Annotated in this window: 19 protein-coding genes, 1 tRNA gene, 2 rRNA genes and 3 pseudogenes (1 of these 25 cut by a window edge); 21 read left to right on the forward strand and 4 right to left on the reverse strand. The window is 36.3% G+C overall.

The window, feature by feature from the left end:
* Nucleotides 1-7: 7 nt before the first annotated feature.
* The 18 genes and pseudogenes from cysE (at nucleotide 8) to QOR44_RS01400 (ending at nucleotide 12679) form a co-directional block, all read left to right on the forward strand.
* Complete coding sequence (gene cysE, locus QOR44_RS01315) at nucleotides 8-592, forward strand: serine O-acetyltransferase (protein WP_000539954.1); 585 nt, start codon at nucleotides 8-10, stop codon at nucleotides 590-592.
* 9 nt (nucleotides 593-601) lie between these two features.
* Nucleotides 602-784: a lipoprotein gene (locus QOR44_RS01320; RefSeq protein WP_000656476.1), complete on the forward strand. Its 183-nt coding sequence runs from the start codon at nucleotides 602-604 to the stop codon at nucleotides 782-784.
* A complete protein-coding gene (cysS, locus tag QOR44_RS01325; RefSeq protein ID WP_000591131.1) occupies nucleotides 781-2124 on the forward strand; it encodes a cysteine--tRNA ligase in 1344 nt (447 codons plus the stop codon). Before QOR44_RS01320 ends, cysS begins: the two co-directional genes overlap by 4 nt.
* Nucleotides 2117-2503, forward strand: a complete 387-nt coding sequence (locus QOR44_RS01330) for a Mini-ribonuclease 3 (protein ID WP_000568029.1) — start codon at nucleotides 2117-2119, stop codon at nucleotides 2501-2503. Before cysS ends, QOR44_RS01330 begins: the two co-directional genes overlap by 8 nt.
* A gap of 102 nt (nucleotides 2504-2605) precedes the next feature.
* Nucleotides 2606-3361, forward strand: a complete 756-nt coding sequence (gene rlmB / locus QOR44_RS01335) for a 23S rRNA (guanosine(2251)-2'-O)-methyltransferase RlmB (RefSeq protein WP_000178020.1) — start codon at nucleotides 2606-2608, stop codon at nucleotides 3359-3361.
* Nucleotides 3358-3876: an NYN domain-containing protein gene (locus tag QOR44_RS01340; protein ID WP_000716636.1), complete on the forward strand. Its 519-nt coding sequence runs from the start codon at nucleotides 3358-3360 to the stop codon at nucleotides 3874-3876. The genes rlmB and QOR44_RS01340 overlap by 4 nt, the downstream gene beginning before the upstream one ends.
* Before the next feature lie 92 nt (nucleotides 3877-3968).
* Complete coding sequence (locus QOR44_RS01345) at nucleotides 3969-4829, forward strand: DegV family protein (protein WP_000143135.1); 861 nt, start codon at nucleotides 3969-3971, stop codon at nucleotides 4827-4829.
* Nucleotides 4830-5365: 536 nt separating this feature from the next.
* A pseudogene (locus QOR44_RS01350) lies at nucleotides 5366-5485 on the forward strand (helix-turn-helix transcriptional regulator); the annotation flags it as partial.
* A 224-nt stretch (nucleotides 5486-5709) separates the two neighbouring features.
* The gene (rplM, locus tag QOR44_RS01355; RefSeq protein ID WP_001865567.1) at nucleotides 5710-6156 is read left to right on the forward strand and encodes a 50S ribosomal protein L13; all 447 of its coding nucleotides are present in this window, start codon (nucleotides 5710-5712) and stop codon (nucleotides 6154-6156) included.
* A 20-nt stretch (nucleotides 6157-6176) separates the two neighbouring features.
* Entirely contained in the window at nucleotides 6177-6569 is a 393-nt protein-coding gene (rpsI, locus tag QOR44_RS01360) for a 30S ribosomal protein S9 (protein WP_000035940.1), read from the forward strand.
* Nucleotides 6570-7023: 454 nt separating this feature from the next.
* Nucleotides 7024-7314: a WXG100 family type VII secretion target gene (locus QOR44_RS01365; RefSeq protein ID WP_000078283.1), complete on the forward strand. Its 291-nt coding sequence runs from the start codon at nucleotides 7024-7026 to the stop codon at nucleotides 7312-7314.
* Nucleotides 7315-7415: 101 nt separating this feature from the next.
* On the forward strand, nucleotides 7416-7823 hold the full coding sequence (locus tag QOR44_RS01370) for a hypothetical protein (RefSeq protein WP_000749954.1): 408 nt from the start codon (nucleotides 7416-7418) through the stop codon (nucleotides 7821-7823).
* Nucleotides 7823-8409: pseudogene (locus QOR44_RS10250) on the forward strand (hypothetical protein). The gene QOR44_RS01370 and the pseudogene QOR44_RS10250 overlap by 1 nt, the downstream one beginning before the upstream one ends.
* The gene (locus tag QOR44_RS01380) at nucleotides 8355-9035 is read left to right on the forward strand and encodes a hypothetical protein (protein WP_001883493.1); all 681 of its coding nucleotides are present in this window, start codon (nucleotides 8355-8357) and stop codon (nucleotides 9033-9035) included. The pseudogene QOR44_RS10250 and the gene QOR44_RS01380 overlap by 55 nt, the downstream one beginning before the upstream one ends.
* Nucleotides 9020-9406: a hypothetical protein gene (locus QOR44_RS01385; protein WP_000259065.1), complete on the forward strand. Its 387-nt coding sequence runs from the start codon at nucleotides 9020-9022 to the stop codon at nucleotides 9404-9406. The genes QOR44_RS01380 and QOR44_RS01385 overlap by 16 nt, the downstream gene beginning before the upstream one ends.
* A gap of 33 nt (nucleotides 9407-9439) precedes the next feature.
* A complete protein-coding gene (locus QOR44_RS01390; RefSeq protein WP_000094847.1) occupies nucleotides 9440-9721 on the forward strand; it encodes a hypothetical protein in 282 nt (93 codons plus the stop codon).
* Nucleotides 9722-10564: 843 nt separating this feature from the next.
* Nucleotides 10565-11425: a helix-turn-helix domain-containing protein gene (locus tag QOR44_RS01395; protein ID WP_000477634.1), complete on the forward strand. Its 861-nt coding sequence runs from the start codon at nucleotides 10565-10567 to the stop codon at nucleotides 11423-11425.
* A 72-nt stretch (nucleotides 11426-11497) separates the two neighbouring features.
* Nucleotides 11498-12679: pseudogene (locus QOR44_RS01400) on the forward strand (MFS transporter).
* Between the two features lie 61 nt (nucleotides 12680-12740).
* Here QOR44_RS01400 and QOR44_RS01405 read toward each other — a convergent pair.
* From QOR44_RS01405 to QOR44_RS01420, 4 genes are read right to left on the reverse strand one after another with little or no spacing between them, the layout of a single operon-like run.
* Nucleotides 12741-13391 carry an ABC transporter permease gene (locus tag QOR44_RS01405; protein WP_000812155.1) on the reverse strand — a complete coding sequence of 217 codons (651 nt, stop codon included), beginning with the start codon at nucleotides 13389-13391 and terminating at the stop codon, nucleotides 12741-12743.
* A complete protein-coding gene (locus QOR44_RS01410) occupies nucleotides 13392-14318 on the reverse strand; it encodes an osmoprotectant ABC transporter substrate-binding protein (RefSeq protein ID WP_000914793.1) in 927 nt (308 codons plus the stop codon).
* A gap of 2 nt (nucleotides 14319-14320) precedes the next feature.
* Nucleotides 14321-14956: an ABC transporter permease gene (locus QOR44_RS01415; protein WP_000247053.1), complete on the reverse strand. Its 636-nt coding sequence runs from the start codon at nucleotides 14954-14956 to the stop codon at nucleotides 14321-14323.
* On the reverse strand, nucleotides 14956-16101 hold the full coding sequence (locus QOR44_RS01420; protein WP_000529594.1) for a betaine/proline/choline family ABC transporter ATP-binding protein: 1146 nt from the start codon (nucleotides 16099-16101) through the stop codon (nucleotides 14956-14958). Before QOR44_RS01420 ends, QOR44_RS01415 begins: the two co-directional genes overlap by 1 nt.
* A gap of 420 nt (nucleotides 16102-16521) precedes the next feature.
* On the opposite strand from QOR44_RS01420, the gene QOR44_RS01425 reads away from it, so the two are divergent.
* From QOR44_RS01425 to QOR44_RS01435, 3 genes are all read left to right on the forward strand, one after another.
* Nucleotides 16522-18070 (forward strand): 16S ribosomal RNA (locus tag QOR44_RS01425).
* A gap of 54 nt (nucleotides 18071-18124) precedes the next feature.
* Nucleotides 18125-18197 (forward strand) — tRNA-Ala (locus QOR44_RS01430).
* 154 nt (nucleotides 18198-18351) lie between these two features.
* Nucleotides 18352-19368, forward strand: a 23S ribosomal RNA gene (locus QOR44_RS01435) (it continues 1886 nt past the right edge of the window).
* Together the 16S and 23S rRNA genes with 1 tRNA gene alongside form the textbook arrangement of a ribosomal RNA operon.

Below are 19368 nucleotides of genomic sequence, written 5' to 3' on the forward strand. Positions count from 1 at the left end.
GATAACTATGGGGTGGTGGAAAGAAAGTATAGCTATTGTCAAAGAACAAGATCCAGCTGCTCGTAGTTCTCTAGAAGTTATTTTAACTTATCCAGGAATAAAAGCTCTTGCAGCTCATAGGCTATCTCATTTTTTATGGAATCATAATTTTAAATTGTTAGCACGTATGCACAGTCAATTTTGGCGTTTCTGGACACAAATTGAAATTCATCCCGGAGCGACGATTTCGGAAGGGGTTTTTATTGACCACGGTTCAGGATTGGTCATTGGAGAAACTGCCATTGTAGAGAAAGGTGCTATGCTATACCATGGGGTTACATTGGGTGGCACAGGTAAAGACAAAGGCAAACGACACCCAACCATACGTAAAGGAGCGCTAATTTCAGCACATTCTCAAATCATTGGTCCAATTGAGGTTGGAGAAAATGCTAAAGTCGGTGCTGCAGCAGTTGTCCTTGCAGATGTGCCAGCAGACGTAACAGTAGTTGGTGTTCCAGCTAAAGTTGTCCGTGTCCATGGTCAAAAGGATGATCTTCAAATCCGAAGTATTGAACATGATCGAGAAGAAAGTTATTATTCGTCCAAACTTTAGGAGGTATTTGTGAAGGATTATGTAACAACTCAAATATTATCAATCTTAGGTATACTAGCAGCAGCTTGTTTAAGCTATTTAAAGTTTGCACAAGGTAACCCTCTCTTAGGAATTATTTGGGCTGCTTTTGTTTTAATGTATGTTGTTCGTTTGTATAAAGCTTATCAAAAACAGAAAAAGGAAAAACCATGATAAAAATTTACGACACTATGACTCGCAGTTTACAAGATTTTATACCTCTCAATGAAGGTAAAGTCAACATGTACGTCTGTGGGCCAACAGTTTATAACTATATACACATCGGGAATGCCCGCAGTGTAGTAGCTTTTGATACTATTCGTCGTTATTTTGAGTATTGTGGTTACCAAGTCAATTATATTTCTAACTTTACTGATGTTGATGATAAAATTATAAAAGGTGCAGCTGAAGCAGGTATGGATACAAAATCCTTTTCAGATAAGTTTATTTCAGCATTTATGGAAGATGTTGCTGCATTAGGTGTCAAACCTGCTACAAAAAATCCTCGAGTTATTGACTATATGGATGAGATTATTGATTTTGTTAAAGTTTTAGTTGATAAGGAATTTGCCTATGAAGCTAATGGAGATGTTTATTTTAGAGTAAGTAAATCACATCATTATGCAAAATTAGCCAATAAAACTTTGGAAGATTTAGAGATTGGTGCAAGTGGTCGTGTTGATGGTGAAGGAGAGATTAAAGAGAATCCTTTAGATTTTGCACTTTGGAAATCAGCTAAATCTGGGGAAGTCTCATGGGAAAGTCCTTGGGGGAAAGGGCGCCCAGGGTGGCATATTGAATGTTCTGTTATGGCAACTGAGATCCTTGGTGATACTATTGATATCCATGGTGGAGGAGCTGATTTAGAATTTCCACATCACACGAATGAGATTGCACAATCTGAAGCTAAAACAGGTAAGACCTTTGCAAATTACTGGATGCATAATGGTTTTGTTAACGTTGATAACGAGAAAATGTCTAAATCTCTTGGTAACTTTATTACTGTTCACGATATGTTGAAGAGCGTTGACGGACAAGTAATACGTTTTTTCTTAGCGACACAACAGTATCGTAAACCCGTGAATTTCACTGAAAAGGCCGTTCATGATGCGGAAGTTAACCTTAAATATTTAAAAAATACTTTCAACTTACCAATCCAAGAGAATGCTAATGATGAAGAATTAGAGCAATTTGTGAAAGCATTTCAAGGAGCGATGGATGATGATTTTAATACAGCAAACGGTATTACTGTTATCTTTGAAATGGCAAAATGGATTAATTCAGGACACTATACTTCAAGAGTTAAGGAAACCTTTGCTGAATTATTAGAAATTTTTGGTATTGTATTCCAAGAGGAAGTTCTTGATGCTGATATTGAATCTTTAATAGAACAACGTCAAGAAGCACGAGCTAATCGTGATTTTGCAACTGCTGATCGTATTAGAGATGAATTAGCAAAACAAGGAATTAAATTGTTAGATACTAAGGATGGCGTGAGGTGGACTCGTGATTGATGTTCGTTTGATTAATGGTATTGCTTTAGCTTTTGAAGGAGATGCAGTTTATTCTTTGTATATCCGACGCCATTTAATTATGCAGGGTTTTACCAAACCTAATCAGTTACATCGGAAAGCAACCCAATATGTTTCTGCTAATGCCCAAGCATTGTTAATTAATGCCATGTTAGAAGAAAATATTTTAACTGATGAAGAGCAGTTAATTTATAAACGAGGACGTAATGCGAATAGTCATACAAAAGCTAAAAATGCTGATATTATTACCTATCGTATGTCTACAGGTTTTGAGGCTCTTATGGGGTACTTGGATATGACTGGTCAGATAAAGCGCTTGGAAACTCTAATACAGTGGTGTATTGAAACCATTGAAAAATAAACAAAAAGAGAGGCTATATCCTCTCTTTTTTATAGAGACATTAGGATTTGTTGGTAAAATATTGCTATAAAAAGCTTTATGCTATAGCATTCATGATATAATATGACTATGAAAGATAAACAATTTAAAGAAGAATCAAGTGACCTTGTCTATGGCTTACATGCTGTGACAGAGAGTTTAAGAGCTAATACTGGTAATAAATTATACTTGCAAGATGACTTAAGAGGAAAGAACGTTGATAAAGTCAAAGCACTAGCGACTGAAAAAAAAGTATCCATTTCCTGGACTCCTAAAAAAATCTTATCAGACATGACAAATGGTGGAGTTCACCAAGGATTCGTTCTAAAAGTTTCGGAATTTGCCTATGCGGATTTATCAGAGATAATGACAAAGGCAGAGAATGAAGAAAATCCTCTCATTTTAATCCTTGATGGTCTGACCGACCCTCACAACCTAGGTTCTATTCTACGCACAGCTGATGCAACCAATGTAACAGGTATTATCATCCCCAAACATCGTTCTGTTGGAGTGACCCCAGTGGTTTCAAAGACATCTACAGGAGCTGTTGAACATGTTCCTATTGCAAGGGTAACTAATCTCAGTCAAACTTTGGATACTTTAAAAGATAAGGAGTTCTGGATATTTGGCACTGATATGAATGGGACACCATCGCATAAGTGGAATACCAAAGGTAAATTAGCCCTAGTTATTGGTAATGAAGGAAAAGGTATTTCTCATAATATCAAAAAGCAAGTAGATGAAATGATTACAATTCCCATGAATGGTCATGTTCAGAGTTTAAATGCCAGTGTCGCAGCCGCTATTTTGATGTATGAAGTATTTAGAAACCGCCTATGAAAAAACATTCTATCTTACTCGTTGATGGCTACAATATGATTGCTTTTTGGAAAGATACTCGACAGCTTTTTAAAAGCAATCGTTTAGAAGAGGCAAGGGAAGTACTACTTAGAAAGCTAAATCATTACGCACATTTCGAACACATTGATATTATTTGTGTATTTGATGCACAGTATGTTCCTGGTGTACGTCAACGTTATGACCAATACAAAATATCCGTTATCTTTACTGAGGAGGACGAAACTGCGGATAGCTATATTGAACGAGCAGCGGCAGAACTTAATCAATCTGTGTTAAATTTAGTCTCCGTTGCTACCAGTGATTTAAATGAACAATGGACTATATTTTCTCAGGGTGCTTTACGTGTCTCGGCTAGAGAATTGGAACAGCGTGTAGCGACAGTAAAATCAGATTTGGATAAGATGTCCAGTCAAATCGATTTGAGTACGCCAAAGTTAAGGCCGTGGAATGATGAACAACTAGGAAAACTCAAGGATTTTTTAGATGGTATGTAAAACCTAACACTTTATTAGCCAGCCAACAATTTTTTTGATATAATATTGGAACTACTTTGATTATCAAATAAAAATAATAGATTGAGGTAACAATGACTTTTAAAATACTAACGGATTCGACATCGGATTTAGATGAAAAGTGGGCTCAAGAGCACAATGTCGATATTATAGGTTTAACCATTGAACTTGATGGAAAGACTTATGAGACAGTCGGAGACGAAAAAATTACTAGTGACTTCTTGTTGGAGCGTATGCAAGAGGGAGCAAAGCCTACAACAAGCCAAATTAACGTTGGTCAGTTTGAAGAAGTTTTTTCAACCTATGCAGAAAATGACCATGCCTTGTTATATTTAGCGCTATCTTCACATTTATCAGGCACTTACCAGAGTGCAACTATTGCGCGTGAGATGGTCTTAGACAAATATCCTGATGCTCAAATTGAGATTGTGGATACGATGGCAGCTTCATGTGGTGAGGGTGTCTTAGCGATGTTAGCAACTAAAGAGCGACAAGAAGGTAAATCTTTAGAAGAAGTGAAACAAAAAATTGAATCACTTCTCCCTAAATTAAACACATACTTTTTAGTTGACGATCTCAACCATTTAATGCGTAGTGGTCGCTTATCAAAAGGTGCAGCTATCATTGGAAGTGTTGCTAAGATTAAACCATTACTTAAGTTAGATAGTGAGGGTAAATTAGTACCATTTGCCAAGACAAGGGGCCGTAAAAAAGGTATTAAAGAGATTGTGACTCAGGCAACAAAAACACTATCTTATAGCACTTTAATTATTGCTTATAGTGGAGAGAAAGATTCAGCTCAAGTTATGAAAGAACAGTTATTAGCAGATGAGCGTATTGAAGAAGTTATTATTCGTCCATTAGGGCCAGTTATTTCAGCTCATGTGGGCTCAGGTGCTTTAGCTCTATTCTCTTTAGGGGAAGAAAACCGATAACAAATCAAAGGGCATAACAGTACGTTATGTTCTTTTAGTATACATTTTATAAAATGTATTTTATATGATGCTATGAAACTATAAAATAGTAGGAGACCTATTATAAAAAATAAAATAAGAACTATCCTCAATATGATAAACGACAACAACAATTGGTTTTACAAAGTTATCAAAAATGTTTTTAGACGATGGTTTTTATCTTATGGCTTGAAAGTGTTTTTGGAAAGCTAATAAGGGGAGTGTGTTACCTGATTTTATAATAATATTAACTTTATTTAGTGGTATTTCTATTTTGTTACGACTTCTAATCTAAAAAGCGTCTCTCCGTTTGTTGATGAAAGTTTTTGGAAAATGTTTTTGTTGCTGGCGCATTTGCCCTCATAGGAATAACTATTTTATTGATGCTTTTACTAGGAAGGTTGATATTGCTACTTATTTTTCAAGGGGAGATGATGCAATTTTAGCAGTTATAGGAATATCATTGATAGCTATGGGAATTTCAGTGTACTACCATAAGTATAAGGACAGATAGTAATATGAAAAATTTACGCTTAAAGACGGCTAGAGCTAGTATGGATTTATTATAACAGTCTCTAGCTGAAAAGGTCGGTGTATCATGTCAGACAATAGCCGCCATTGAAAAAGGAGACTATAATTAAGCGATTAAATTGTGTCAAGCTTTGAATAAAACTGTAGATGATTTATTTTGGGATGAAAATTGATAAAATAAAAGAAATAACTTGACGAATGCTATCTTATTTTGATATGATTATAAGCGGTATTGTTTACCCCATTTGTAAGGCCCCGGAACCTTTCAAATACTCTCGTGGACCGGAACATCCACACCTGTAAACAAAAACGAATTCGTATAGGAGAAATCATGAACAAAACAACTTTCATGGCTAAACCAGGCCAAGTTGAACGCAAATGGTACGTTGTTGACGCAGCAGATGTACCTCTTGGACGTCTTTCTGCAGTAGTTGCTAGCGTACTTCGCGGAAAAAACAAACCAACTTTCACACCACACACTGATACAGGTGACTTTGTGATTGTTATCAATGCTGAAAAAGTTAAATTAACTGGTAAAAAAGCGTCAGATAAAATCTACTACACTCACTCAATGTATCCAGGTGGTTTGAAACAAATCTCAGCAGGTGAACTTCGTTCTAAAAATGCTGTTCGTTTGATTGAAAAATCAGTTAAAGGCATGCTTCCACATAACACTCTTGGACGTGCACAAGGTATGAAATTGAAAGTATTTGTTGGCGGTGAGCATACACATGCTGCACAACAACCAGAAGTACTTGATATCTCAGGACTTATCTAAGAGGAAAGGAGCATTATATAATGGCACAAGCACAATATGCAGGTACTGGTCGCCGTAAAAACGCTGTTGCACGCGTTCGTTTGGTCCCAGGTACTGGTAAAATTACAATCAATAAAAAAGATGTAGAAGAGTACATCCCACACGCAGACCTTCGTCTTGTTATCAACCAACCTTTCGCAGTTACTTCAACTCAAGGTTCATACGATGTTTTTGTTAACGTTGTAGGTGGTGGATATGCAGGTCAATCAGGTGCGATCCGTCATGGTATCTCACGTGCACTTTTAGAAGTTGACCCAGATTTCCGCGATTCATTGAAACGTGCTGGACTTCTTACACGTGACGCACGTATGGTTGAACGTAAAAAACCAGGTCTTAAAAAAGCCCGTAAAGCATCACAATTCTCAAAACGTTAATATACTGTTATATCAACGTTTCAAAGCACTTTGCAAGCAATTGCAAGGTGTTTTTTTATTGTCAATTTTACTTTTGATAACCTGATAACCCCTTCGCGAATATATTGCAATACATAGTACACTTTTTGGATGTAAATTGATGAGTATTAGCTAGTTTATACTATATAACACCATATATTACAGTTGTCAGAGAAAACCAGGTCTTAAAAAAGCCCGTAAAGCATCACAATTCTCAAAATGTTAATATACTGTTATATCAACGTTTCAAAGCACTTTGCAAGATATTGTAGGGTGTTTTTTTAAAACCTTTTGATAACCTTTCCGTTTTGAAAGTAAAGTAGATGTAATATAAATCGCTGTTTGTATTTTTAATAGATTAACCTATTATGAGTTTTATCTGTGTAAGGAACATCTAAATATGCTATACTGCAGTTAAAAAAATAGGGAGCAAATGATGTCACAAATTAAACTAACACCTGAAGAACTCCGTATTTCAGCACAAAAATATACAACAGGATCACAATCAATTACAGATGTGTTAACAGTTTTGACTCAAGAACAAGCTGTTATTGATGAAAATTGGGATGGTACAGCATTTGATAGCTTTGAAGCCCAATTCAATGAATTATCTCCAAAAATCACACAATTTGCACAATTATTAGAAGATATAAATCAACAATTATTGAAAGTTGCGGATGTTGTCGAACAAACAGACTCAGATATTGCCTCACAAATTAATAAATAATTGGCTTATTCAAATTCATAAGTTTAACTTAGGAGGGCATAAGCTCTCCTAAGTTGATATATTATAGCTAGATGATGTAATTGTTTCATAAAGGAGTAAAAATGAAAAAGAGTACCCAAATAATACTACTAATAGTTGCATTATTCATACTTGTTTTTAGCGGAGGATTTTATATGAAAGAACAACAAAGAAAAGAAGAACTAAAACGGAATCGAGAATATGAAGTTAGTCTAGTCAAAGCATTGAAAAATTCCTATGAGAATATAGAAGAAATAAAAATCACACATCCTGTTTCAACTGAAATTCCTGGAGATTGGCATTGTACTGTAAAGATTTCATTTAATGATAAAAAATCTATTGTTTATAATATTACACATAATTTGGAATCGAAAAAAAATTATAGCGGAAAATTTAATGAAAAAAATATGAATTTTTTTGATTCAAGAATTGGTAAAACAAAAAAAACTATAAAAATTATTTTTTCAGATGGTCAGGAGAAGATACAATAATGGGATTTACATATACCGAGAAAGAACTTCGTGAATTCAATATTGGAGATAATGTATATTCAGTTAACCCCAATTATGCAGAAAAAATCATTCAACTGTCATAACGGATTTACCCCAGAAAGATAACGAAACAAATATTATTACAACAGAAGATAGAAAAAAATTTAAAGTATTAAAAATTTCTCCTGACGATATGTCCGGCTATCAGGGTATGGCAGTTGCACCAATTATCAAGGGTAAAGTAGATTATAATAGTGTTGCTGTTATATCTGCTGCAACTGATTCAAGTAATTATAAAGATTTAATTGGCGCAGTTTCATCTGCTCAACCACATCAAAGTTCGACTCAGTTAAAATTAGCTGATAAATTTTTAAAAGACGTATAGTCACATGACAAATGGACTGTGACTCAGCTTTCAGGCTATTCTCAATCTGCATATATGTTAAAATTAGGTGCTCAATATCATATCCCGACTACAGTATTTAATGGATGGTTTAGGTATAGCACTTTAAATGAAGATGAAAAAAATTCATGGCTAAGCATCCTGAATATTTTGCTAATTTTCGACATAAAGAGGATAACGTAACTTGGTGGAACGATTTTAATAAACTAGATGATAAAGATTATGGTACCGTGAAATGGGGAAATGGTAAAAGTCATAAAATAGAGAGTTGGAAATTTACTGATGATGGTAAGTTAAAAGATGAAAAAGGTAACATCGTAAATCCTAAGTCACTAGCTATTCAGTCTGTTCTTTATGAAGAAGTTCATTTTCAAAAAGCTAAAGCTAAATTAAAAAAATCTGGAGGCAAACTTAGTCATAGTGAAAAAGTATATTTAGATTCTGAACAGGCTATATTTATTGCTAACGGTTTAACCACGGCATCTCAAACAGCTTCTGATGATATCAAGAAGAATGCTGAATTAGCTAAAGAAAAAGCATCAGAACTATTTGCAAAAACTAAAGTGATGCCTCCTGGTATAACAGATTTAAGTCCGGAAGAATTAGCTGATGCATATAGTGAGGGCGGAGTTAGAGAGGACACCATAGTAACACCAATTGAAACTTTCTTTGATGAAAAAGTTACTAATGCACAAGAGATCACAACTTCATATATTAATCTTCAAAAACAAATTGAATCTGGTGTTCAAAAATTGCTGGAAGAGGATTCCAAATTAGCAGGAGAATTTAAGGAATGGTCACAGTACTAGATCAAAAAGAAAACAAAATTAATAGTCTAAAAATAAAGCTAGAAAAATTGGAAGATAATTATCATCGCGAAAATATGGAGATAGAAAATAAATTATATAGCCTTGAGGATAAAAAGAATGAGTTAGAGACTTATTTACAAGAAGTCTATGAAGAGATAAGTCACTTTTTGAGACAAAATGATTCAGATGGTTCGACTTTTATGAGTTTAAATCGAATAATCGAAAGTTATCAAATGGAATTAATTGATGAATATGAAAACTATAAACAGACTATCATCGTCCAAGAGGAAAATAGTCGGACACAGTTTCTAAAAGACCGAGTAAAATTAGAAAATGACATTTCTAGTTTAGAAGGAAGAAAATACTACTAATTTAGATGGACTATAAAGTGAAAGAGGCAATAAATGAGTTCAATAGGCGCTGTATTGAAAGGAACCAAAGAAGACAAAGAATTCAAAAAGCAAATTCAAAGAGCTTTAGTAAGGATTGTCTATGCCCCTGAAATAGTAGAAGAAGCTGATTCTATTAAGACGACTTATAGTGAAAAGATTGATGATATTTCTGAGACTGCTAAATCATCAATAAAAACGATAAAAAACCAAATTGACACTGGACTCGTGGGACAATTTGGGGAAAAAGTAAAGGCACAGGTAGATTTAAATAAAGGTAGTTATGATGATTTATAATCGAGTGAAAATGTTGAGGAAGCTTACTATCCTGATAGTTATTATAGATATGAAAATAATCAAGTTGGATTAGAAGACATAACATTTTACATGAAGGATAGCAAAGTTTATTATTTACATTTTGGTAAAGCAATAGATAAAAATGAAGCTAAAAATGATAAGTATCTCAATCAAATTATAAATAATTAATTTCTTTATTTTATAAGCCCCGAAAACAAATTTTTTGATAACCTTTTGATAACCCCTCCGCGAACATATTGTAATACATAGTGCACTTTTGGGATATAAATTGTTGATTTTTAGCTAGTTTATACCATATAACACCATATATTACAGTTGTCAGAGAAAACCAGGTTTAAAAAAAGCCCGTAAAGCATCACAATCCTCAAAACGTTAATATATACCTATATATCAGCGATTGGAAGCACTTCATGGTTCACACCATGGGGTGTTTTTTGTGTAATATTCAAAAATTGTCCTAAAGTCATTTTTAAAACTTCTAAATACTTGAGAAACCATTGTAAATTTAAATAACTACTTTAAATAGCACAAAGGCAATGACAAAGTTAGATGAGATGATTCTATTTTAATTTATAATTGAAAAAAAAGAGTATATGATGGAGGAATTTTGTATGGTAAGTACTCAATATATGAAAGTAACCTTACGAGAAAAATTCCCAGATAAATTAACATATGTTGATTTAGAAGAACTTGTGATATGATATTACAAATAAAAGAAAATGACTATATATCAGCTCATATATTGGTTAAAGTTGGTAAATATAAATTATTGAAATTACCTCATAAGTTTACCAATGAGATTACGGTTAGAAAGGAATACTAATGTTTAAATATGGCCCTATTTTTAGGGAATTTCGACTTAATCGACAGTTTTCTCTTAAACAGGTTGCTTCAAATGAACTTTCTGTTTCTCAGTTATCACGATTTGAGAGGGGTGAATCAGATTTATCATTAACAAAATTTTTAGGGGCTTTAGAGGCAATTGATTTATCAATTAGCGAATTTATGGATAGAGTAAATAAATATCAAAAATCTGATCAGATATCTTTAATGTCTCAGATGGCTCAATATCATTATCAAAGAGACGTAGCTGGGTTAGAAAAGATGATTTCTGTGGAAGAAGGTAAACTAAAAAAGGATAGTTCAGATATACGTTGTCGTTTAAACATAGTTCTTTTTAGAGGAATGATATGTGAATGTGACTCCTCAAGAAAAATGTCGGAAGAAGACCTTTGCTTTTTGTCGGATTACCTCTTTCAAAAGGATAGTTGGGAAATTAGTGACTATATTTTGATTGGAAATCTTTACCGGTATTACAACACAAGGCATATTTGCCAACTTGTTAAAGAGGTTATCAATCAAAAGGAATATTATCGAGATATTTATACAAACCGCAATGTTGTCGAAGCAACCCTCCTAAATGTGGTAGAGACACTAATAGAACGGCGCGCTCTAGAAGAAGCAACGTTTTTTCTAGAGAAAGTTGAAGCACTTTTAAATAATGAGCGGAATGCTTATCACCGTATTATTTTACTCTATGAAAAAGGATTTCTTGCCTATGCTAAAGGGGATAGTCGAGGAATACAAAGCATGAAGCAAGCTATTTTTTGCTTCCAAGCAATTGGTTCTAAACATCATGTTGAAAATTTTCAGGAACACTTTAATAGGGTAACAAGATTATAAAAAATCCCATTTATGGGATTTTTTAATATTTCTCCTTTTGGTTTGCTATAATGTCGAACTAAGGAGGGAATTATGAATATTAATGGTATAAAATTACTATCTAGTCGAGCAGTCAGTAAACTTGGTGATGTGCTTTATGATTATGGAAATAGTACTTGGATTGCTTCGATGGGTGGTCTAGGACAAAAGATTTTAGGTATTTATCAGATAGTAGAGTTGTTGGTTTCTATTGTCCTCAACCCTTTTGGAGGCGCCTTAGCTGATCGCTTTCAACGAAGAAAAATTTTACTAATAACAGATGCTATCTGTGCTATCATGTGTTTCTTACTTTCTTTTATTGGAGATGATAAAGTAATGGTGTATGGTCTAATAGTTGCTAATGCTATCTTAGCGGTTTCCAATGCTTTTTCTTCTCCGGCTTATAAATCTTATATTCCTGAAATAGTAGATAAAGCTGATATCATTACCTATAATGCTAATCTGGAAACCATTGTGCAAATTATTAGTGTAAGTTCCCCTGTTTTAGGTTTCCTTATTTTTAATAATTTTGGTATTAGGATTACTTTAATTGTTGATGCGATTACTTTTTTGATCTCTTTCCTGTTTCTTTATGCTATTAAAGTGGAAAGGGTACAGCTTTCAAAACAAGAAAAGGTAGCGATAAAAAATATTTTAGCTGATATTGCAGATGGATTTACTTACATCAAAAAAGAAAAAGAAATTATGTTTTTTCTAATTATTGCTGCTTTATTAAACACTTTCCTAGCAATGTTCAATTATCTTTTACCTTTTACTAACTCCCTATTGAAAACTTCAGGTTCTTATGCAACAATACTTAGTATATCAGCTATCGGATCAATTATTGGAGCGCTTATTGCTAGAAAAATTAAATCTAGTATTAATTCTATGCTATCTATGCTAGTATTCAGTAGTTTGGGAGTCATAGTTATGGGATTCCCATCTCTATTTGAATTACCGATATGGATATCTTACAGTGGTAGTTTTCTTTTTAATAGTCTTCTGACAATGTTTAATATTCATTTTTTCAGTCAGGTATAAATCAGGGTCGATGAAGCGTATATGGGGCGTGTGATGTCGACTATATTTACTATTGCTATTATGTTTATGCCTATAGGAACACTATTTATGACTATCTTTTCATTTGCCTTATCAAATGTTAGCTTTATTGTTATAGGATGTGCCATTGCTATATTGGGAGGATTAGGATTTAGCTATAGTAAAAAACAATTTTAGAACTTAAGAAATTATTCTGAAACATCAAAAAAACTTGTCTCTACTGACAAGTTTTTAATAGTTATTTTCTTGGTTCAAGCATGCGTTGGATACCGCCTAGGATTAAATCAGAGAAAATTGCCATAAGGGCTGTTGGAAGAGATCCTGCTAAGATAATAGCACCACCATTTGTTGCATTAGTTCCTCTTATGATGATATCTCCAAGTCCGCCTCCACCGACGAAAGCACCAATGGCTGTAATACCAATTGCTACAACAAGGGCATTTCTAAGTCCAGCCATGATAACAGAAATAGATAGTGGTAACTCAACCATAAATAAACGTTGACGCTTAGTCATGCCCATTCCTTTAGCAGCATCTAGTAAGTCGGAGTCAACATTTCTAATACCAGTGTAAGTATTTGTGATGATTGGCAGAAGAGAATAAAGAAAGACAGTTGCAACTACTGTTTTAATACCTAGCCCTAGACCTAACATAATGATAGAGATCATAGCTAAAGAAGGAATGGTTTGGATGACATTTGCGATTCCCATAACAAAGGTTTTAATTTTACCACGTCTAGCGATGAAGATACCTAGAGGGATACCAACGATTGCAGCTAAAATAACGCCGTAAATTGAAATTAAAAAGTGGTGGATAAATTGTTCTAAGATATAACTACCATTATGTTGGAAGTAGTAGATAAATTGTTGGAAAGTATTCATTTGTTTCATTTATTTATCTCCTCTAAAATAATGGTTTTTTTCTAAAAATTGTTTGGCAACAACTGAAGGTTCTAAAAGTTTATCATCTACCATATAATTAAGGTTTTGCATCGTTTTTAAATTGATTTTACCATCGAGTCGATGGAGTAATTTTTTTAGTTTAGGATCTTTTTTGATGATAGAATTGTTGACAACCATAGAGGCTTCATAAGGAGGAAAGAATTTTTTATCATCCCTTAAAATTTCTAAATCATAGCTCGAAATACGACCGTCAGTGGAGTAGCCTAATACAGATTGCATTTTGTTACTTTCAACTGCATCATAGACTAAGCCAATTTGCATAGGGTAAATATGTGAAAATTCAAAACCGTATGTTTTAGCGAAATCAGTGTATCCATCTCCCTCGCGATTCATCCATGAACTATCAGCCCCTGCCTTCATAGTTGTTGATAACTTTTTGAGATCAGAGATCTTGGTGATTTTATTCTGTCTGGCAAACTCTTTAGTAACCATGAATGCATAAGTATCAGAAAAACCATAAGTAGGATACCAAGTTTGATTGTAGCGTTTTTGGAATTCAGTTTTTACAATCTTAGAAGCTTCTTTAGGGTCTTTAACAGCTTTTAAGCCAAGAGTTCCTGTGATGTCTGTTCCTGTATAACGTGTGGCAGCAATGTCAGCATCACCACGGAGCAAAGCTTGGTGAGTAACCGTAGAGGAACCAAGATTGCTTATTAAAGTTGTGTTGTATCCTAATTCGTGATGAATTAATTCGGTGACAATATTTGCCATGATACTAGACTCTGTAGAACTTTGGGCAGCAACCTTAATTGTGGTATGACCAGGTTTTTTAGTATCGGTTAATTGACAACCAGAAATCGTTAAGAGGGCTAAGCAAAGTGTAAATATCTGTAAAAAGTGCGATTTTTTAAGCATATCTAAGCCTCCCTTCTTGTTGTTCTGGGCGTTAGAGCTGTTTCCAGTAATCCTAAAAGATAATCTATAATAAGTGACAGGATAATAACAGGAATTGTGCCCCCTAGAATTAATTTGGGCTGAAAAAGATTTAACCCGCTAAAAATGAGATCACCAAGTCCACCTGCACCTATATAAGAAGCTAATGTAGCCCAAGCAATAACATAAATAGTAGACAAGCGAATACCAGCCATAATAATTGGAGTAGCTAAAGGTAACTCAACTTGAAATATAGATTGAATAGGTTTCATTCCCATCCCTTTAGCACAATCTTTAAGTGTTGGATTGACATTATTCATACCTATATAAGTATTCCTTAGTATAGGAAGCAAGGAATAAATAAATAAAGCAACGATAGCTGGGACTTTTCCAATTCCAAACAATGGAATCATTAAAGCTAATAAGGCTAAACTTGGTATAGTTTGTAGCATGCTAGCTATAGCAATGATAATTTTGGCTACTTTGGGAAAACGTGTTAAGACCACACCCAATGGAACAGCAATTGCAATCCCAAGTGCTATAGCAAAAAATGAGATATAGACTTGTTCCCATGTTTTTACTAATATTTGCATGCCATACTGTGATAAGAAATTGACCATTATTGATCCTCCGTTTCAGTATCGCCCCAAATAATATCGTATAACATATCAACTAGGGATGCACGAGTAACAATGCCCTTTAAGTTATTCTCATGGTCAACAACTGGAGCGTATTTTAAACCACGTTTTAAAATACGCTCAGCAGTATTTCTAAGTAAGTCGTCTTCCATAACATAAAAATCAGTATGTTTTAAGATATCAGAAACAAGTCGATCTTTCTTATATTTACTGCTTAGAGATTCTAAGTCAATAAAACCAATTAATTTACCGTTATCGGTTACTAGAAGTGAGTCAACGCGTTTTTGGCGCATTAGTGTAATAGCTTCAGTTAGTGTTTTTTCAGTAGTTATTGAAACAGGATTATTTAACATTATCTGTTTAACAGGAGTAATATCAGCCTGCGCATGAAGGAGACGCTCTTCTCCAATCATTTGTTCAACGAAACTAGTAGCAGGATGATGTAAGAGATCATTGGGTGTCCCTTCTTGGACCATTTTACCATTGTCCATAACAATAATTTTTGTTGCTAACTTGAGGGCTTCATCCATATCATGAGTAACTAAGATGATAGTTTTCCCCATTTCTTCCTGAAGAGACTTGACTAAGTCTTGAATACCTTCTCTAGTAATAGGATCCAGAGCTCCAAAAGGCTCATCCATTAAAATAATATCTTGGTCTGCTGCAAGAGCGCGAATGACACCGATACGTTGTTGCTGACCGCCAGACAACTCACTAGGGTAGCGATCCAAATATTCTTCGGGTAATTCAACTAATTTAATAAGTTCCCTTGCTTTAGCTCTTTTAGCTTCTTCTGACCATTTCAATAATTTTGGTACAAGAACTATATTTTCGTAAATGGTCATATGAGGCATTAAACCAATGTTTTGGATAACATATCCAATTCTGCGTCTTAATTCAATGGGGTTAATAGTAGAGATATCTTTTCCCTTAAATAATAGAGTACCATTTGTTGGTTTTAACATATGGTTAACCATACGCATTAATGTTGTTTTACCTGATCCACTCGTACCGATGAAACAAACGAAATCACCAGGGTAAATTTTAAGGTTAATATCTTCAACCGCAACATTTTCCCCATACACTTTATTGATATTTTGATATTCGATGATAGGTTCTTGGCCCATATTATTCTCCTCTACAAACTATATTATATTAATAATATCAAAACTTTGGCAACATGTCTGAAATTTGTTTTAAAATTTAATGATTTTAAAAAGAATCGTTAAGCTTGCGCCCGATCTACATTTTCAGAAAATGTAGAAAAAGTATGAAAAAAGAGTTGACAAAGTAAGAGATGATGTAGTAAACTAAATAAGTTGTCTCGAGAGAGCAGTTTCTATTAGCGCGTAGTTAACAACTTAAAAAAAGTAGTTGACAAAGCAGAATAAGTTTGCTAGAATATAGAAGTTGTCTCAAGAGAGGCAAAGACCTTTGAAAACTGAACAAGACGAACGAATGTGCAGGGTGGATTTACAATGTAAATCCGTCAATGACAAAAAAACAATAAATCTGTCAGCGAGACAGAAAAGAGCAAAGCTCAAACTTTTAATGAGAGTTTGATCCTGGCTCAGGACGAACGCTGGCGGCGTGCCTAATACATGCAAGTAGAACGCTGAGGTTTGGTGTTTACACTAGACTGATGAGTTGCGAACGGGTGAGTAACGCGTAGGTAACCTGCCTCATAGCGGGGGATAACTATTGGAAACGATAGCTAATACCGCATAAGAGTAATTAACACATGTTAGTTATTTAAAAGGAGCAATTGCTTCACTGTGAGATGGACCTGCGTTGTATTAGCTAGTTGGTGAGGTAAAGGCTCACCAAGGCGACGATACATAGCCGACCTGAGAGGGTGATCGGCCACACTGGGACTGAGACACGGCCCAGACTCCTACGGGAGGCAGCAGTAGGGAATCTTCGGCAATGGACGGAAGTCTGACCGAGCAACGCCGCGTGAGTGAAGAAGGTTTTCGGATCGTAAAGCTCTGTTGTTAGAGAAGAACGTTGGTAGGAGTGGAAAATCTACCAAGTGACGGTAACTAACCAGAAAGGGACGGCTAACTACGTGCCAGCAGCCGCGGTAATACGTAGGTCCCGAGCGTTGTCCGGATTTATTGGGCGTAAAGCGAGCGCAGGCGGTTCTTTAAGTCTGAAGTTAAAGGCAGTGGCTTAACCATTGTACGCTTTGGAAACTGGAGGACTTGAGTGCAGAAGGGGAGAGTGGAATTCCATGTGTAGCGGTGAAATGCGTAGATATATGGAGGAACACCGGTGGCGAAAGCGGCTCTCTGGTCTGTAACTGACGCTGAGGCTCGAAAGCGTGGGGAGCAAACAGGATTAGATACCCTGGTAGTCCACGCCGTAAACGATGAGTGCTAGGTGTTAGGCCCTTTCCGGGGCTTAGTGCCGCAGCTAACGCATTAAGCACTCCGCCTGGGGAGTACGACCGCAAGGTTGAAACTCAAAGGAATTGACGGGGGCCCGCACAAGCGGTGGAGCATGTGGTTTAATTCGAAGCAACGCGAAGAACCTTACCAGGTCTTGACATCCTTCTGACCGGCCTAGAGATAGGCTTTCTCTTCGGAGCAGAAGTGACAGGTGGTGCATGGTTGTCGTCAGCTCGTGTCGTGAGATGTTGGGTTAAGTCCCGCAACGAGCGCAACCCCTATTGTTAGTTGCCATCATTAAGTTGGGCACTCTAGCGAGACTGCCGGTAATAAACCGGAGGAAGGTGGGGATGACGTCAAATCATCATGCCCCTTATGACCTGGGCTACACACGTGCTACAATGGTTGGTACAACGAGTCGCAAGCCGGTGACGGCAAGCTAATCTCTTAAAGCCAATCTCAGTTCGGATTGTAGGCTGCAACTCGCCTACATGAAGTCGGAATCGCTAGTAATCGCGGATCAGCACGCCGCGGTGAATACGTTCCCGGGCCTTGTACACACCGCCCGTCACACCACGAGAGTTTGTAACACCCGAAGTCGGTGAGGTAACCTTTTAGGAGCCAGCCGCCTAAGGTGGGATAGATGATTGGGGTGAAGTCGTAACAAGGTAGCCGTATCGGAAGGTGCGGCTGGATCACCTCCTTTCTAAGGATAAGGAAACCTGCCATTTGTGTCTTGTTTAGTTTTGAGAGGTCTTGTGGGGCCTTAGCTCAGCTGGGAGAGCGCCTGCTTTGCACGCAGGAGGTCAGCGGTTCGATCCCGCTAGGCTCCATTGAATCGAAAGATTCAAATTGTTCATTGAAAATTGAATATCTATATCAAATTCCACGATCTAGAAATAGATTGTAGAAAGTAACAAGAAAATAAACCGAAAACGCTGTGAATATTTAATGAGTTTTCTAGTTTTAAAGAAACTAGGTTAATAAGGTTAAGTTAATAAGGGCGCACGGTGGATGCCTTGGCACTAGAAGCCGAAGAAGGACGTGACTAACGACGAAATGCTTTGGGGAGCTGTAAGTAAGCGCTGATCCAGAGATGTCCGAATGGGGGAACCCACTAGTTAATGACTAGTATCCATATCTGTTAAGGATATGAGAAGGAAGACGCAGTGAACTGAAACATCTAAGTAGCTGCAGGAAGAGAAAGCAAAAGCGATTGCCTTAGTAGCGGCGAGCGAAACGGCAGGAGGGCAAACCGAAGTGTTTACACTTCGGGGTTGTAGGACTGCGATATAGGATTAATCATTATAGAAGAATTACCTGGGAAGGTAAGCCAAAGAGAGTAACAGCCTCGTATTTAAAATGATAGATTAACCTTAGCAGTATCCTGAGTACGGCGAGACACGCGAAATCTCGTCGGAATCTGGGAGGACCATCTCCCAACCCTAAATACTCTCTAGTGACCGATAGTGAACCAGTACCGTGAGGGAAAGGTGAAAAGCACCCCGGGAGGGGAGTGAAATAGAACCTGAAACCGTGTGCCTACAACAAGTTCGAGCCCGTTAATGGGTGAGAGCGTGCCTTTTGTAGAATGAACCGGCGAGTTACGATATGATGCGAGGTTAAGTTGAAGAGACGGAGCCGTAGGGAAACCGAGTCTTAATAGGGCGTCATAGTATCATGTTGTAGACCCGAAACCATGTGACCTACCCATGAGCAGGTTGAAGGTGAGGTAAAACTCACTGGAGGACCGAACCAGGGCACGTTGAAAAGTGCTTGGATGACTTGTGGGTAGCGGAGAAATTCCAAACGAACTTGGAGATAGCTGGTTCTCTCCGAAATAGCTTTAGGGCTAGCGTCGATGTTAAGTCTCTTGGAGGTAGAGCACTGTTTGGGTGAGGGGTCCATCCCGGATTACCAATCTCAGATAAACTCCGAATGCCAACGAGATATAATCGGCAGTCAGACTGCGAGTGCTAAGATCCGTAGTCGAAAGGGAAACAG

This window comes from Streptococcus agalactiae (assembly GCF_949788565.1).
Classification (GTDB): domain Bacteria; phylum Bacillota; class Bacilli; order Lactobacillales; family Streptococcaceae; genus Streptococcus; species Streptococcus agalactiae.

Bases quoted from the DNA above. Each gene is read 5' to 3' on its own strand.
- cysE (WP_000539954.1), top strand. From the start codon at position 8: ATGGGGTGGTGGAAAGAAAGTATAGCTATTGTCAAAGAACAAGATCCA.
- cysS (WP_000591131.1), top strand. From the start codon at position 781: ATGATAAAAATTTACGACACTATGACTCGCAGTTTACAAGATTTTATA.
- rlmB (WP_000178020.1), top strand. From the start codon at position 2,606: ATGACTATGAAAGATAAACAATTTAAAGAAGAATCAAGTGACCTTGTC.
- QOR44_RS01340 (WP_000716636.1), top strand. From the start codon at position 3,358: ATGAAAAAACATTCTATCTTACTCGTTGATGGCTACAATATGATTGCT.
- QOR44_RS01345 (WP_000143135.1), top strand. From the start codon at position 3,969: ATGACTTTTAAAATACTAACGGATTCGACATCGGATTTAGATGAAAAG.
- rplM (WP_001865567.1), top strand. From the start codon at position 5,710: ATGAACAAAACAACTTTCATGGCTAAACCAGGCCAAGTTGAACGCAAA.
- rpsI (WP_000035940.1), top strand. From the start codon at position 6,177: ATGGCACAAGCACAATATGCAGGTACTGGTCGCCGTAAAAACGCTGTT.
- QOR44_RS01365 (WP_000078283.1), top strand. From the start codon at position 7,024: ATGTCACAAATTAAACTAACACCTGAAGAACTCCGTATTTCAGCACAA.
- QOR44_RS01370 (WP_000749954.1), top strand. From the start codon at position 7,416: ATGAAAAAGAGTACCCAAATAATACTACTAATAGTTGCATTATTCATA.
- QOR44_RS01380 (WP_001883493.1), top strand. From the start codon at position 8,355: ATGGCTAAGCATCCTGAATATTTTGCTAATTTTCGACATAAAGAGGAT.
- QOR44_RS01385 (WP_000259065.1), top strand. From the start codon at position 9,020: ATGGTCACAGTACTAGATCAAAAAGAAAACAAAATTAATAGTCTAAAA.
- QOR44_RS01390 (WP_000094847.1), top strand. From the start codon at position 9,440: ATGAGTTCAATAGGCGCTGTATTGAAAGGAACCAAAGAAGACAAAGAA.
- QOR44_RS01395 (WP_000477634.1), top strand. From the start codon at position 10,565: ATGTTTAAATATGGCCCTATTTTTAGGGAATTTCGACTTAATCGACAG.
- QOR44_RS01405 (WP_000812155.1), bottom strand. From the start codon at position 13,391: ATGAAACAAATGAATACTTTCCAACAATTTATCTACTACTTCCAACAT.
- QOR44_RS01410 (WP_000914793.1), bottom strand. From the start codon at position 14,318: ATGCTTAAAAAATCGCACTTTTTACAGATATTTACACTTTGCTTAGCC.
- QOR44_RS01415 (WP_000247053.1), bottom strand. From the start codon at position 14,956: ATGGTCAATTTCTTATCACAGTATGGCATGCAAATATTAGTAAAAACA.
- QOR44_RS01420 (WP_000529594.1), bottom strand. From the start codon at position 16,101: ATGGGCCAAGAACCTATCATCGAATATCAAAATATCAATAAAGTGTAT.